Below are 14,230 nucleotides of genomic sequence, written 5' to 3'. Positions count from 1 at the left end.
TGAGCATGGAGGTAAAAAAACGTTCTCGTGTTTTCCGTATACTATGTTTATTTCCTTTGGAATTAGGCAGATGGATGGGTTTTATCTGTGCGGTAATAAAAAGTTTCTCTTGGAAGAAAAGCTTATTTCGTTCTGCAAGTATACAGGGATATGATATCGGTGTTGCCTCTTTGCCTGTGGTTATGCTTACAGGAGCTGTTACAGGAGTGGTTTTAGCTCTACAATCCTATTATCAATTAGGCATTCATGGCTTATCCTGCGCTATAGGATTTTTCGTTGTAAAAAGTATTCTAGTAGAAATAGGCCCTGTTCTTACTGCTCTTGCTCTTTCTGGAAGAGTGGGAGGAGCAATTTCTGCATTTTTAGGAACTATGCGCATGACTGAACAAGTTAGTGCTATGGAAACTTTAGGGGTAAATCCTCTAGCCTATTTTGCATTGCCGAGAATCATTGCAGGGATTATTGCTATGCCTGCTTTGGTAATTGCTGCAGTATGGTCAGGAATTTTTTGTGGATATTTGCTATGTCGTTATGCTTTCCAACTTCCTGCTCAGGTCTATTTACATATGGTATCAGGAAATGTATTTGTATCCGATATTGTAATGGTGATTGTTAAATCTTTAATATTCGGATTTATTATTACGTCTTTAGCATGTTATCAAGGATTGGGGAAGCATTGCCGCATTACAAATGTAGCAAAAGTGACCACAGCAGGAGTTGTTACTTCATATATTTCCATCTTATTTGCTAACTGTGTAATTACATCATTCTTTCACGTTCTAGGTTACTAGGGAGAGGTATGGTAGAGCCTTGGATCTCTGTAGATCGTATTTATAAGAGTTATTGCAACACCGAAGGTCAAGGTCATACGGTATTACATGGAATTTCTTTGCAGGTTTTTCCAGACGAACTTCTAGTAATTTTAGGTAAATCTGGGACCGGGAAAAGTGTCCTTCTCCGTCATATCATGGGATTGGAGATTCCTGATTCTGGGGAAGTGCGTTATTCTAAGGAACTTACCCATAAAGGACGTTTAAAAGATCTCACCATTGGTATGGTGTTTCAAGGTGGCGCCCTTTTTGATTTTCTTTCTGTTAGAGAAAATGTTGCCTTCGGTCTTCATGCGTATAATGAACGCTATAAGGTATTTTCTAGAGGTGAGATAAATGCTAAAGTAGATCAAGCTTTAGCGAACGTAGGATTAAGTTATGCTGCAGAGTTTATGCCAAACAAGTTGTCAGGTGGCATGGTCAAGCGCGTCGCTTTGGCACGTTCTTTGATTTATTCTCCTAAACTTGTTCTTTATGACGAGCCTACAGCGGGATTAGATCCCATGACGAGTCGGGAAATGACTCATCTTATTTTCCGTTTGCGCAAGGAACAGGGAATCGGAGGCATTGTGATTACCCATGATCTTACATTAGCTTTAACTCTTGCAGATCGTATCGCTATTCATCACGAGGGAACAATTCCCCATGTCTATACAAAGGAAGAGTTTATAAAGACGAACGATGTGTTGGCAAAGCAATTTCTTGCTAGTCAATAACATTGTAAAATGCCGATTAAGGAGGGCTAGTGTCTAAAGAAGATCGTAAATCAATATTTTTTGGATTATTTCTTTGTGTGGGGATTTTAGGTTTATTTTCTGTAATGCTATTCACCCCTAAAAGTCGCGGAGATGGCAAGCAAGAAATCCATGTGGCTTTTACTCATCTTAGTGGTGTAAGCAAGGGAATGAATGTTTGTCTTGCGGGAAAGATAATTGGTTCCGTAGCTTTTGTACAAAACATTATGGATAGAGGGATCTCCGGAAAGTCTGGAGAGCTTTATTGTTATGAATTGGTATTAAAAATCGATTCAGGAGTTTCTCTATATAAAGACGATACCTTTGCTATGTATTCTCCCAAAATCATAGGAGAATCTATTATAAATATTATTCCAGGGAAGATCAGGGGAGAATCTAACCGTCTTTATGCTCAGGATTTAGTTTGCGGACATAATATTGATCCTATTGAAAAATTGATACAGTTTGTTGATAAGGCCGATAAAGCTTTAGGCAAATTAGAGGCTGAAACTGTAAATCTCTATTCTAAAATATCAGCTCTACTTGATGAAGAAAAAGATTCTTCATTAGTGAAACAGGCGCGCTTAGCAACAGAATCCATATGTAAAAGTGCTAATAGGTTGGCGGATTGTTTAGATAGCACACGTATTGGACGGATCGATGAATTGATGGAAGATTGTAAGGATATTACCGCGACTGTTAAAGATTATGGATTATTATATCAGTACAACTCGCAATGGAAAAAACAACAAAGAGCAAAAGATAAGAAAAAGCAGAGTCTTGAGCAGCAAGGAATCGCCTTGGAAAATAGGTAGATTTTTTGTTTTTTCTATCGAATGAAGAAAATATTTCAGCGGAGTATTAGGGTTGTTTTATGGATAAAATATCGGATGCGGTAAGCGAGGCTCTAGAAAAAGCTTTTGAGCTCGCTAAATCAGCAAAAAACTCTTACGTAAGTGAAAACCATTTCCTTAAATGTCTTTTAGAGAATACAGAATCGCTATTTTATTTGATAATTAAGGATATTCACAGCAATCCCAAATTACTCATTTCTGCAGTAGATCAAGCGCTTTCTTTAGAACCTTCAGTTGTTGAAGGAGACGCTATGCCAAAGCCTTCACCAGGATTGCAAAGTCTGTTATTAGATGCGAAGCATGAGGCTAAAGATCTCGGAGATGAATACCTTTCTGGAGATCATGTATTATTAGCTTTTTGGAAATCCAACAAGGAGCCTTTTGCTTCTTGGAAAAAAACAGTAAAAATATCCTTAGACGATCTTAAAAAACTCATTATTAATACAAGGCGTGGCAATCGTATGGACTCTCCTAGTGCGGAAAATAATCTCAGGGGCCTAGAAAAGTATTGTAAGAACCTAACTTTATTGGCGAAGGAAGGGAAGTTGGATCCTGTGATTGGTAGAGATGAAGAAATTCGTCGTACTGTCCAAGTGTTATCTCGAAGAACTAAGAATAATCCCATGCTGATAGGTGAGCCAGGGGTCGGAAAAACAGCAATTGCTGAGGGATTGGCTCTGCGTATTGTTCAGGGGGATATACCAGAAAGCTTAAAAGGCAAACAGCTCTATGTTTTAGATATGGGGGCGTTAATTGCTGGAGCAAAATATCGAGGGGAATTCGAAGAACGATTAAAAAGTGTTCTTAAAGATCTAGAATCTGTTGATGGCGAGAGCATTTTATTTATTGATGAAGTGCATACTCTTGTGGGCGCTGGTGCTACTGATGGAGCTATGGATGCCGCGAATTTATTAAAGCCTGCCTTGGCGCGTGGTACCTTGCATTGTATTGGCGCTACAACTCTCAATGAATATCAAAAGTATATTGAAAAAGATGCCGCTTTAGAAAGGCGTTTCCAGCCTATTTTTGTAACAGAACCTTCTCTAGAAGATGCGGTGTTTATTCTTCGCGGTCTTCGTGAGAAGTATGAAATTTTTCATGGCGTACGTATTACTGAGGGAGCATTAAATGCTGCTGTTCTTCTTTCCTATAGATATATCCCGGATCGTTTTCTTCCCGATAAGGCGATTGATTTAATAGATGAAGCTGCGAGTTTGATTCGCATGCAAATTGGTAGTCTGCCTTTGCCAATTGACGAGAAAGAACGCGAACTCGCAGCTTTGATTGTTAAGCAAGAAGCTATAAAGCGTGAAAAAGCTCCGGCATATCAAGAAGAAGCTGAGGCTATGCAACAGTCTATAGAGCAACTTAAAGAAGAGCTTGCAGCTTTACGATTGCGTTGGGATGAAGAAAAGAAACTCATTGCGGGTCTTAAAGAAAAGAAAAATTCTTTAGAAAATATGAAATTTTCTGAAGAAGAAGCAGAACGTGTTGCGGATTACAATCGTGTTGCAGAGCTACGGTATAGCCTAATTCCTGCTCTTGAAGAAGAAATACGCCAAGATGAAGAAGCTTTAAATCAAAGAGACAATCGTTTGCTTCAAGAAGAGGTGGATGAACGTCTTATTGCTCAAGTAGTGGCGAATTGGACAGGAATTCCTATTCAAAAGATGTTAGAAGGCGAAGCTGAAAAGCTTCTTGTTTTGGAAGAATCTTTGGAAGAGCATGTTGTGGGTCAGCCATTTGCGATAGCAGCAGTTAGTGATTCTATACGCGCTGCACGTGTAGGACTTAGCGATCCGCAACGTCCTTTAGGAGTATTTTTGTTTTTAGGCCCCACGGGAGTAGGAAAAACAGAACTTGCCAAAGCTCTGGCTGATCTTTTGTTTAATAAAGAAGAAGCAATGGTACGTTTTGATATGACTGAATATATGGAAAAACATTCCGTATCCAAATTGATAGGATCTCCTCCAGGTTATGTAGGTTATGAAGAAGGGGGAAGTCTTTCCGAAGCTTTACGCCGACGCCCTTATTCTGTAGTGCTTTTCGATGAAATCGAAAAGGCAGATAAGGAAGTCTTTAATATTCTTCTACAAATTTTTGACGAAGGAATTCTTACAGATAGTAAGAAGCGTAAGGTAAATTGTAAAAACGCTTTATTTATTATGACTTCAAACATAGGTTCTCAAGAACTTGCTGATTACTGCGCAAAGAAAGGTAGTGAGGTAAGTAAAGAGACCATATTATCCGTAGTTTCCCCCACATTAAAAAAATACTTCAGTCCGGAATTCATCAACCGTATTGACGATATCCTTCCTTTTGTTCCTTTAAATACGGAAGATATTGTTAAAATAGTCGGTATTCAAATGCGTAGGGTTGCGCAACGTCTATTAGAAAGACGAATAACGTTAACCTGGGATGATTCTGTCATCCTTTATTTAAGTGAGCAGGGTTATGATAGTTCTTTTGGAGCACGGCCTTTAAAACGGCTAATTCAACAAAAAGTAGTTACGCTATTGTCAAAAGCTCTACTTAAAGGTGATATCAAATCCGATACTTTTATAGAGCTTACGATGTCTAAAGACGTCTTACTATTCAAAAAAGTAGAAGGTTAGTTTTTTAACGTAATCGCTATTTATCCATTGTTTTAGATCCCCTCTCGTATGATAGAGGGGCTTTTTATGTAGAACATCAGCATTGTCAGTGGGTCTAAGTAGGCCCTGCCCCGTGGTGGGGCAGGGGAGGTGGAGGTGAGTTAGAACTGGATTTTTGATCCTAGGTCTATGTTGTAGGTTTTTGAGGAGCCTCTGAGTTCGAAACTGAACTGACTGAAGACTTCAAAGTTTTGGCTGAAGGAGAGGTAATTTCCTGCGCGGACTAAGAAGGCTTGTCGAGCTAGGTTTGAAGCTTTAGTTGTCCAGACGGCTGTGGTAGGGCTAACTAACAGAGAGGTTGTACAATCAGGATTGCTTCTTGCGATATCTGGTGAGTAAGCCAGAATTAGGTTGTAAGAAGCGCTATCGTTTGCAGAGAATCTTTCGAATTTGACTCCAATAGGCATGGAGAGATTCATAAGGTTACTGCTCTCAAAGTATCTTCCTTCAGAGCTATTGTTTTCTTTAAAGTCTTCTTGGTGAGCATGGACAAGCTGAAGCTTCAAGAAAGGCGCATACATATCAAATAAGGAAGAGTATTGAGAATCGATAGGCACAACAGCGCCGAGTTCTACTCCGAAGCAATCGTTACCCCAATCACCCTTGATCTCTGGGTAGACGACATTTGGAGGAGCATATGTTGTAGTCATATTTGTCTTCATATCATTTGAAGCATGACTGTAGGTGAGTTGTGCATTAAGGACTAAAGGAGCTTGCGCACCGATAGTGTTTTGTAGCAGTTTATCCCAAGCGCTCCAGAAGGAGGTATGCTGATAGTAGATAGAGCCTGCGTAGATGTTAGAAGAGTTTTTTGCAACAAGGTAGTCCTTGTCTTTACCAAAGAGTTGGCAGAAAGCGGCAGAGAAGATATCTTCAGAAGGGGTTTGAGCGAAGGCTCCTAAGAGATACCCAGCACTATTGTGACGGAACTTCCGTTTTGTTTCTGTTCCACTTTTGTGTAAGAAGTTCGCTAATCCTGCTACCCAGAAGCCGCGTTGATAATTGGCGCCATCGACGCTAATATTCATAAGGTTTTGCATAGCCCGTACGTCGGAGAAGGCTCCCCATAATGTGTTAGGGACTAAAGGTCCTTGACGTTCTGGATTGGGGTTATAGCCGGTTTGTTTCCAATTTAGAGTAGCTGTTTGTGTGGCGGCGGTGCCCCCTTGTTGCCAAGTTGTTGTCCAATTGCCTTGATAGCCATAATGAGCGGGTGGGACATAGTTAGTTAAATTAGTAGTCGGTATTGTGGCTGTTCCAGTGCCGTTAGCTTTAGCTTCTATTGCTGAGAAAGGTTGTGTTGTAGAGAAAATAGGATATTCGTAGCCGTTTCCGTTAGAATCGACTAGATTAATAGATTGGATTGTAACACTTTTGTTGGTTGCGTCAGCTGAGATTTGCGCTGGTGAAAGGGTACCCCCCCCCCCCCCCAATGAGGCGGTGTTGATCACGAGATTTGTTAAAGTGATGTCTTCACCACCGGTTGATGAGGCTTTTAGAGTTGTGCCTAAATCCATTACCACAGAACCACCTGTTTGTTCTAAGGATTTTGCTTCTACTGTTGTCCCATCTTTAAGGACAAGAGACCCAGACCCTATTTTAACAGCTTGTTTGAAAGTGGATTTTAGGTTGTCAGCTACTTTTCTTTCTTCGTCTGTTAGCTTTTCTCCAGAAAAGACAATTTGACCTGAGTAAGTTGTCGTTCCAGCAGTTTTGTTAATTTCTATAGTAGAAGCAGTATCTCCGTTATTGGCAATCGGGTCATAGAAAAAAATACCAAAACCTTCTTTGGCATCTAATTTCATAAATTTTCCCCCGGTACCTAGATCTATGGCATTCCTTTTCGTTGACGCGGTGCCCGTTGTTGTTATTATTTTATTTCCATCAAAGATAATGTTTCCGAGATCTGCGGTTAAGCTGCATTCACTATTTGTATCCGCTAAACATATAGCCCCACCTTTTGGTGCGCTAGCATGAGTCACAGAGTTATTAGAAAATTTAGTGAGACCGCCAGAATTGATGGTAAGTTTATTAGCGTAAATAGCCCCGCCACTGACTTTAGATGAATTTTCTGAGAAGACTAGCTGTTGGTTTCCTTCTAATTTTAAATCAGGAGGAGTTGTAGTGTCACTACAGTAGATAGCTCCACCAGATGAGTCGGATGTTCCTGTAGTAGTATTCCCGATGAATGTTACAAGGTTATTATTAGAAATAGTGGTAGTGGCATTAGAATAGACTGCCCCACCATGTTTTTGAGATAAGTTATTGGTGAATTCTGCGGAATTAGAAGTGTTTTTCAGATTAAAACCTTTACAAGTAATGGCTCCACCATTTTCTGTTGAGCAATTTTTCTGAAAAAGAAGTTTCGAGTCGTTGTCGAAGGTTGTAGTTCCTGTAGATTTAATAGCTCCTTGTCCAGTTATCCCTGGTGGGCAAAAAGAACATGAAAATATAGAAAATCCTGTTACAGAAAGAGTTTTATTGGCTGCACTTACGTTAACGGCTGCCGGATTATTTCCCGCATTGATATGATCAAAACATAAAGAATATCCATTTCCGACAAAGATGAGGTCTCCAGCACTTTGAGTAAAACAACTACTCGATAAGGCTGTTCCATCCCCAGCATTAGCGATACAAACATTGCCTTCGCATGAATAAGTTGTACTCGTGGTATGTGTTGTTGTTTTGGGAGTGAATGTTCCATTGCCGTCATAACTATCAGAGGAGTTAAGAACCTCGGTTACTGCTTGCGCCAAGCTCAATGAGGTCGAGGCTATTAACCCCGAAGATATTAAGAACCAGTAAACTGGATGTTTCATGTTTCATGCTCTGGGTGAATTGAGATAGCGTTAACCGATCATAAAAATAATTAAAAGTCAAGAGGATTGAGTTGGCTTTCGTGAGACGAAAACCTTGTATATTGGTATTTCTCATTGAAAAGATAGATATTCTTTCAGAGGATTGCCAAATAGGAATTATCTAATATTTCTTTTCACGATCTATTGTTAAGTTAGACATTTGGCAAATAAAGAATCAAAATATCAGAAAGAGTCTGGTATAGTTATTATGTCAGTTTAAATATTGGATTAAAGTTACCTAGGAAAGAATATTTATGATGCCAAGGCTGCTTTGTGGTTTTCTTGTATTTGTTGTTTGTATAGAAGGGTTTGGAGCAAAGATATTTTGTGAAGGGATAGCTAGTTCAAAAAATCAATACGACGACTTTTGGAATCTTGATCCTTATTGTTTGGAGAGTTTATGTGCGTATTTTATAACACACGGCGATAATCAAAGTAGACAGAGACTAGCGAATTTTTTCCCTGAGTTGACCACTGATGAGTTGACCACTCTATCTAATTGCATTTTATTATCTAAAAATCCTGATTATGTTTTTTCACCTGAAGATGTTTTAGTTATGAAAAAACTGTCGCTTTCAGGAGTCATCTTTTTATGTAATTCTGATGATAATAGTCTTCCTGAAAAAGATCTCGCCAGAGCTTTAGTGCTTGCTGAATTTCCTGGAGAAGAGGGAATACGTAAGGCAGAGCATTACACCCGTTATTTAGATATTCTGGCATTACGTGCATATATTGAACGTCAAAGATACCTGGATAAGGAACATTGTGCTTTAGGATCAGAAGCCTATCATAGGGCGACGATAGAAGCTTTGAATACGATTCTTTTTTATGAAGAAGGGATTCGTTATCCATCAAAAAATGAAATGTTTTCTGATGAATTTTCTTTCCTCTCTTCAGTTGCGGATAGAAAATTTGGAGTCTGCTTAGGTGTCTCTTCCTTATATTTGTCCCTGTCTCAACGCTTGGAACTTCCTTTGGAATCAGTCACGCCTCCAGGTCACATCTACTTGAGATACCGTGGAGGAAAAATCAATATCGAAACTACTGCTGGAGGAAGACATCTCCCTACGGAGCAATACTGCGAATGTTTGAATATCGATGAATTAAAGGTGCGCTCCGCGAAAGATTTGATAGGGTTAACATTTATCAACCAGGGGTCTTTTGCTTTGCAAAAGCAACAGTATCATGAAGCTGATCTCGCTTATGAAAAAGCTAAAGAGTATATAGATGACGATGAACTTCAAGAACTTCTGGGCGTTGTAAAAATCCTAAAAGGCCAGAAAAAGGCAGGCGAGATCCTTCTTAAGGGTTCTTCTCAAGCGCAATCTATGGGATCGGTAGCTTATGATTACTTGCAGGGGAATATCGATAAGGCAACCTTAAAACTTTTGTTTACTCATCCTGGATCTACCTATGATGAGATAATTTCCTATCAAGAAGCGTTAAAGAAAGCTATACAGCGTTCTCCGAAATGTTGCGAATCTCGTCGTAGACTTGCTTCTGTGTTAATGCATCTTGGAAAAACGGCCGAAGGCGTGGCTCTTTTAGAGCAATGTGCTAAAGAGTCCGCGGATGATATCGCTTTACATCTGAAATTATCCAAGGTTCTTTGTGACCGTCATGATTATGAAAAAGCTCAAAAATATTTTTTAATAGCAACAAAGATTCTGGAGGATAAAGGGCTACGGTATGAGGATGAAAAATCCTTCACTCTGTACCATGAAATTCGTAAAAAAATGTTTTTAATAGCGCCTTAATATTACTATTTTGATTTATTGAGGTTAATATTAATTTACTATATAGTTAGTTGTCTTTTTGTTTATGAATCGCGTGTTTTATGAGTACTAATATAGAGAGAACAGTGAATCTTGTTCAAATGTCTCACCAGCAAATCCGTACTAGGTATGATGACCTTACATTAGAGATGAATAAGGTTCGGGTCGTTCCTACGTATAGAATGATTATTGAGATTGCAACCGCTATTTTAGGGGTGGCGTGCTTTGCTGTAGCTGTTGCTCTTGCTACCGGACTTTTAGTTGTTGGCTGTAGTATATGGCTAGTGCCTACGGGATTTGCTTTAGGTTCAGCTTTGTTAACTTTTGCCGCTACATCAGCGCTTTTGAGACAGGGGGAGTTAAAAATCGAGAGAAGCTGGAGAAGTCACGCAATGCGTTGGCATTCTTTCGCGAGTGATTTGCAACGCGCTCTTGACATCGCGATACCGAAAAGAAGCCGAGGATCAACTTCCTCAGAAAGTGTACATTCTTGTTAAACATCTAATTAAATTTTCTATTGGTGCATATTTATCTACTCAGTTTAAGATCTTTCACAAGAATTTTATTATCAATGTTTTAGGTGTTTTATGTCTTGTAAGCAAGTTATGTCAGAGATGCGCGATGGTTTGGGTTGTAGTGGTTTTAGCTCAAAGTATCTTGTGAAACAGAAATTATCTGTGAATATTACTCGTGTTATTATGACGCTTGTGGCCCTGTTTCTTGGCTTTGGTGCGTTAATTTGTGGTATTGGTACATGCACAGCGGGATCGTTTATGGCTATGTCATTAGCCGGTGGTGCTGCTATAGCTTTAGGAATAGTTCTGTTAATGTTAGCATGCTACTGGAGTTATGGTGTATTCGCTAGTTTTCGGGCTAGAAAAGCCCCTCTGACTGAAACTATCCAACACGTCTAATACGGTCTTAGACTGTCAATCTGTTATTTAAGATATCTTTAGATAAATAGCTTAAATTTGTGATAACCGTTTTGTAACTTTAAGGTTATAGAACGGTTTTTTTATGAGGAAATTCGCGTTTGTAGGTGGTTCTTGATCTATATAAATATAAGAAACCTTTTCTTAGATATGTGTGATTGGAATTTATCTAATTAATAAGCAATTTCTTCTTTGTGATTATCTTTTAAAATCGACCTCTCAAGTTGATTTTAATTATGTAAGCGATTTTTGTTTTTATGTGCTTAAAACTCAACATTCTATATCGTTCCTCTGAAATTAAAAAAATAGGAGATAATCATGAGCTGTATGGCAAATATAAAACAGGCTTGTAGTGGATTAGGAAAAGTTGATTTTTCTAAAGAAGCTATTCCTGGGTTTAAGAAAGAAGAATCCCTATGTGCAAGTATAACTAGAGTTGTTCTTTGTGCTTTTAGTAGCTATTATGGCAATTGCATCGATTGTAGTCGGTTGTATTTGTTGCGCTGTTGGTGGAACATCTCTATACTGCGGTTTGTTTACTATTGCCCTGTCTTTACTTGGTGTTTCTTGGAGTATTGTTGTTTTAAAACGTATGTTTGATAAGAAACCATAAGAGATTTTTATGCGTTTCTAATCAAACACAAATATGGACTTAATAGGTTGCGAAATTAGTCGTTCTGAAAAAGTCATATCTCCTTATGATACAGGCGAGATTTATGTTCTTTCAAAGTCAATTTAATCTTGTGGATTGGAATTTTTTTTGTTGTAACATTAATCATTTCCTGTGTGATAGCTTATTCTTAATCAGAACTATTTCCTAAGAATAAGTCCCAAGGGATCTTTTGTAATATTATAAAAGATCCCTGCTTTTCATGGATTTAGTGCCATTTATATCCTGCATCATTGGATATAGGTGATTTTTTATGAAAAAAGAAACGTAAGTTTATTTTGATCCAGAGCATCTAAATAGAAGTCTTGCAGCGCAATTATCTGCTGCAAGATTATTTCTTTTTGGTGATATTCAATCAGAGAGGAATCTCTGATTGAATATTTGAATTCTGTTTGTATAATCTATAAGCTGTCTCTAAATATTTATGCAAATAGAGGGGTTTGGATGCCTTTTATTGAAAATGTAAAAGATGTTTTTGGTGGTTTAGGACGTTGTGATTTATCTGTAGAAAAAATCCCTGCTTTTCGGACAGAGCGTAAATGTGTGGATGTTAGCAGGGCTATTATTACTTTTGTTGGAGCTATATTTGCCATCGCTATTTTAGTTCTAGGAGTTACAACTTTAAATTTATGTTGTCCAACATCAGCATTGGCAGGTGGATGTGCGATTGTCTTGGGTATCCTCTTTTTATCTTGGGTTGTAATAATGATTCTTCGTTTATGTGGTGTTGGAAAAATAATTCAGGAACCCCTAGCAAGAAATCTTGTTACAGAAGAACCTGCAACTACTAGTCAATCCGTTATCAATGAGTAGATAGTAGTGTTTTTCTAGCTATACTATTATTTTAATGATACTGGAATATAACCAACTGTGGTTAAGAGAGAATTGTAAATTAGAAACCCAATAGTATTTCATTTATTCTTTAGACAAAGAAGGACTTTAAGGAGAATCTTTCCTGAGTCCTTTTTTGTTATTCTTGTATATTGCAATCATCCCTTTCCCTTACTATAGTTAGCTCAATATAAGCTGAAGATAGAAAATCTCAAAAAGGCAAGGAGTTTGCCCCATGGATGGCGAGCAAGATATAGGAGTTGAATTTTTAGGTGACTATAAGATTCTCTGTTATTTGCGAAAGGGCTTGTGGTGTCAAGATATTCTTGCCGAGCATCGTTTTATAAAAAAACGGTACATTTTAAAATTACTTCATTCTGAGCTTTCCTCATCCCAAACATTTATGAATGCTTTTCATGAAGCTATTATTAAATTGGCAACAGTAAGGCATCCCGGGATTATCTCTATAGAAAATGTTTCGCAATCAGATGGTCAATATTTTTTAGTGACTGAAGAAAAAGAAGTTCCTACGCTTTCTTTGACGCAATATCTTTCCAGTTGTCCTCAAGGATTATCAGAACTAGAAGTCCAAGATCTCGCCAGTCAGCTTGGTGAAATTTTAGACTACGCTCATTCGAATGGGTTAATTCACGGTGGTTTAAGTTTAGATTCTGTACATATAGATCTTTTAGGACAATCCCCGAAGATATTTCTACCAGAATTAGGGTTCTCGTTTTTGCTTAAGGATCAATATACTCAGTATCTTTTAACAGTTTCTTCTGAGAAATCTTCTTTTGATAAGTTAAAGCAGAGACTTCTATTTCAAGCTCCAGAAAGTGCTTTAGGCACAGTCGCAGAAGATGTCTATGCATTTGGAGTGATTATATATTTTCTTTTATTCCGACAGCTTCCCCAGGGAGTATTTCCTTTATCTTCCGAAGCTTTTCCTGATTATATTTATGATTGGGACCGATTAATTCAGTCTTGTTTAAGTTATACAGCAGACAAAAGACCCAAGAAATTGGCTCCTTTACTTGTGAAAAAGACGTTGGGAGAGCAGTTCCTTACTGCAAAGACGCAATGTAGAGAAGATTTAAGAGAGATAAAAGAAGAACCTCAAATTCCGAGTGTGGCAAATATTTTGCAGGAAGATGAGAATCAAATAATTGAAGAAGTTTCTGATCATTTGGAATTTGTCCTTGTAGAAGCAAAATCTATAGACGAAGCTATGAATACTTCTGTAGATTCTACAGAAGAGATTATTAGGGAAGATGAAAGTTATTCTAATGCTCTACAGTCATTATTAATACGGGAACCTGTTGTCAGCCGTTATGTAGAAGAAGAAAAAGAAGAAGTAAAGCCTCAGCCTTTATTTACAGAAATGGTATTCATCGAAGGTGGGGAATTCACACGGGGAAGTCGCGAAGGACAACGCGATGAAAATCCTGTACATGAGATTTTTTTACAGAGCTTTTTCTTAGATATTCATCCTGTCACGAATGAGCAATTTGTTCGTTACTTAGAATGTTCCGGGAGCGAACAAGATAAATACTATAACGAGCTTATTCGTCTTAAAGATTCACGAATACAACGTCGTTCTGGCAAGCTTGTCATAGAACCTGGTTATGCTAAACATCCTGTTGTTGGTGTTACATGGTACGGAGCTTCGGGTTATGCCTCCTGGGTGGGGAAACGACTTCCTACGGAAGCTGAATGGGAAATCGCTGCTTATGGAGGGGTGACTCAGCTGCGTTATCCTTGTGGCGAAGAAATAGATAAAAGTCAGGCAAACTTCTTTAGCTCGGACACAACGGCAGTAATGAGCTATCCTGCGAATCCTTATGGATTGTACGATATGGCAGGGAATGTATATGAATGGTGTGAAGATTGGTATGGCTATGACTTCTATGAAATCTCTGCTCAAGAATCACATGTTCCTCAAGGCCCTCCCCAAGGTGTTTATCGCGTATTGAGAGGTGGATGTTGGAAGAGCTTAAAGGACGATCTTCGTTGTGCTCATCGTCATCGCAATAATCCTGGAGCGGTAAATAGTACCTACGGTTTCCGCTGTGCAAAAGGAGTTAAGTAAACA

Annotated in this window: 11 protein-coding genes; 10 read left to right on the top strand and 1 reads right to left on the bottom strand. The window is 38.5% G+C overall.

Annotation, left to right across the window (positions count from 1 at the left end):
* Window positions 1-5 precede the first annotated feature (5 nt).
* From C10C_RS03150 to C10C_RS03135, 4 genes are read left to right on the top strand one after another with little or no spacing between them, the layout of a single operon-like run.
* The gene (locus C10C_RS03150; RefSeq protein WP_117274395.1) at window positions 6-791 is read left to right on the top strand and encodes an MlaE family ABC transporter permease; all 786 of its coding nucleotides are present in this window, start codon (window positions 6-8) and stop codon (window positions 789-791) included.
* Window positions 792-799: 8 nt separating this feature from the next.
* Complete coding sequence (locus tag C10C_RS03145; protein WP_117274394.1) at window positions 800-1,546, top strand: ABC transporter ATP-binding protein; 747 nt, start codon at window positions 800-802, stop codon at window positions 1,544-1,546.
* Between the two features lie 29 nt (window positions 1,547-1,575).
* Complete coding sequence (locus C10C_RS03140) at window positions 1,576-2,379, top strand: MlaD family protein (protein WP_117274393.1); 804 nt, start codon at window positions 1,576-1,578, stop codon at window positions 2,377-2,379.
* Between the two features lie 59 nt (window positions 2,380-2,438).
* Window positions 2,439-5,033 (top strand): ATP-dependent Clp protease ATP-binding subunit, encoded by a 2,595-nt coding sequence (locus C10C_RS03135; protein ID WP_117274392.1) that lies wholly within the window; start codon window positions 2,439-2,441, stop codon window positions 5,031-5,033.
* 140 nt (window positions 5,034-5,173) lie between these two features.
* Here C10C_RS03135 and C10C_RS03130 read toward each other — a convergent pair whose 3' ends face one another.
* A complete protein-coding gene (locus tag C10C_RS03130; protein ID WP_117274391.1) occupies window positions 5,174-7,891 on the bottom strand; it encodes an autotransporter domain-containing protein in 2,718 nt (905 codons plus the stop codon).
* A 293-nt stretch (window positions 7,892-8,184) separates the two neighbouring features.
* Here C10C_RS03130 and C10C_RS03125 point away from each other — a divergent pair, with 293 nt between their 5' ends.
* The 6 genes from C10C_RS03125 (at window position 8,185) to C10C_RS03100 (ending at window position 14,227) form a co-directional block, all read left to right on the top strand.
* Window positions 8,185-9,687 (top strand): transglutaminase family protein, encoded by a 1,503-nt coding sequence (locus C10C_RS03125; protein WP_117274390.1) that lies wholly within the window; start codon window positions 8,185-8,187, stop codon window positions 9,685-9,687.
* Between the two features lie 80 nt (window positions 9,688-9,767).
* Complete coding sequence (locus C10C_RS03120) at window positions 9,768-10,202, top strand: hypothetical protein (protein WP_174222211.1); 435 nt, start codon at window positions 9,768-9,770, stop codon at window positions 10,200-10,202.
* Between the two features lie 90 nt (window positions 10,203-10,292).
* Entirely contained in the window at window positions 10,293-10,619 is a 327-nt protein-coding gene (locus tag C10C_RS03115) for a hypothetical protein (protein ID WP_117274389.1), read from the top strand.
* Window positions 10,620-11,100: 481 nt separating this feature from the next.
* Window positions 11,101-11,250, top strand: a complete 150-nt coding sequence (locus tag C10C_RS05235) for a hypothetical protein (protein WP_231913633.1) — start codon at window positions 11,101-11,103, stop codon at window positions 11,248-11,250.
* 501 nt (window positions 11,251-11,751) lie between these two features.
* Window positions 11,752-12,120 (top strand): hypothetical protein, encoded by a 369-nt coding sequence (locus C10C_RS03105; RefSeq protein WP_117274388.1) that lies wholly within the window; start codon window positions 11,752-11,754, stop codon window positions 12,118-12,120.
* A gap of 253 nt (window positions 12,121-12,373) precedes the next feature.
* Window positions 12,374-14,227, top strand: a complete 1,854-nt coding sequence (locus tag C10C_RS03100) for an SUMF1/EgtB/PvdO family nonheme iron enzyme (protein ID WP_117274387.1) — start codon at window positions 12,374-12,376, stop codon at window positions 14,225-14,227.
* Window positions 14,228-14,230: the final 3 nt, after the last annotated feature.

Source organism: Chlamydia poikilotherma, from assembly GCF_900239975.1.
In the GTDB taxonomy this organism is placed as follows: domain Bacteria; phylum Chlamydiota; class Chlamydiia; order Chlamydiales; family Chlamydiaceae; genus Chlamydia; species Chlamydia poikilotherma.
This window is presented reverse-complemented; position numbering and strand designations above follow the sequence as displayed.

Bases quoted from the DNA above. Each gene is read 5' to 3' on its own strand.
- C10C_RS03125 (WP_117274390.1), top strand. From the start codon at position 8,185: ATGATGCCAAGGCTGCTTTGTGGTTTTCTTGTATTTGTTGTTTGTATA.
- C10C_RS03135 (WP_117274392.1), top strand. From the start codon at position 2,439: ATGGATAAAATATCGGATGCGGTAAGCGAGGCTCTAGAAAAAGCTTTT.
- C10C_RS03145 (WP_117274394.1), top strand. From the start codon at position 800: ATGGTAGAGCCTTGGATCTCTGTAGATCGTATTTATAAGAGTTATTGC.
- C10C_RS03115 (WP_117274389.1), top strand. From the start codon at position 10,293: ATGTCTTGTAAGCAAGTTATGTCAGAGATGCGCGATGGTTTGGGTTGT.
- C10C_RS03105 (WP_117274388.1), top strand. From the start codon at position 11,752: ATGCCTTTTATTGAAAATGTAAAAGATGTTTTTGGTGGTTTAGGACGT.
- C10C_RS03100 (WP_117274387.1), top strand. From the start codon at position 12,374: ATGGATGGCGAGCAAGATATAGGAGTTGAATTTTTAGGTGACTATAAG.
- C10C_RS03120 (WP_174222211.1), top strand. From the start codon at position 9,768: ATGAGTACTAATATAGAGAGAACAGTGAATCTTGTTCAAATGTCTCAC.
- C10C_RS05235 (WP_231913633.1), top strand. From the start codon at position 11,101: ATGGCAATTGCATCGATTGTAGTCGGTTGTATTTGTTGCGCTGTTGGT.
- C10C_RS03150 (WP_117274395.1), top strand. From the start codon at position 6: ATGGAGGTAAAAAAACGTTCTCGTGTTTTCCGTATACTATGTTTATTT.
- C10C_RS03130 (WP_117274391.1), bottom strand. From the start codon at position 7,891: ATGAAACATCCAGTTTACTGGTTCTTAATATCTTCGGGGTTAATAGCC.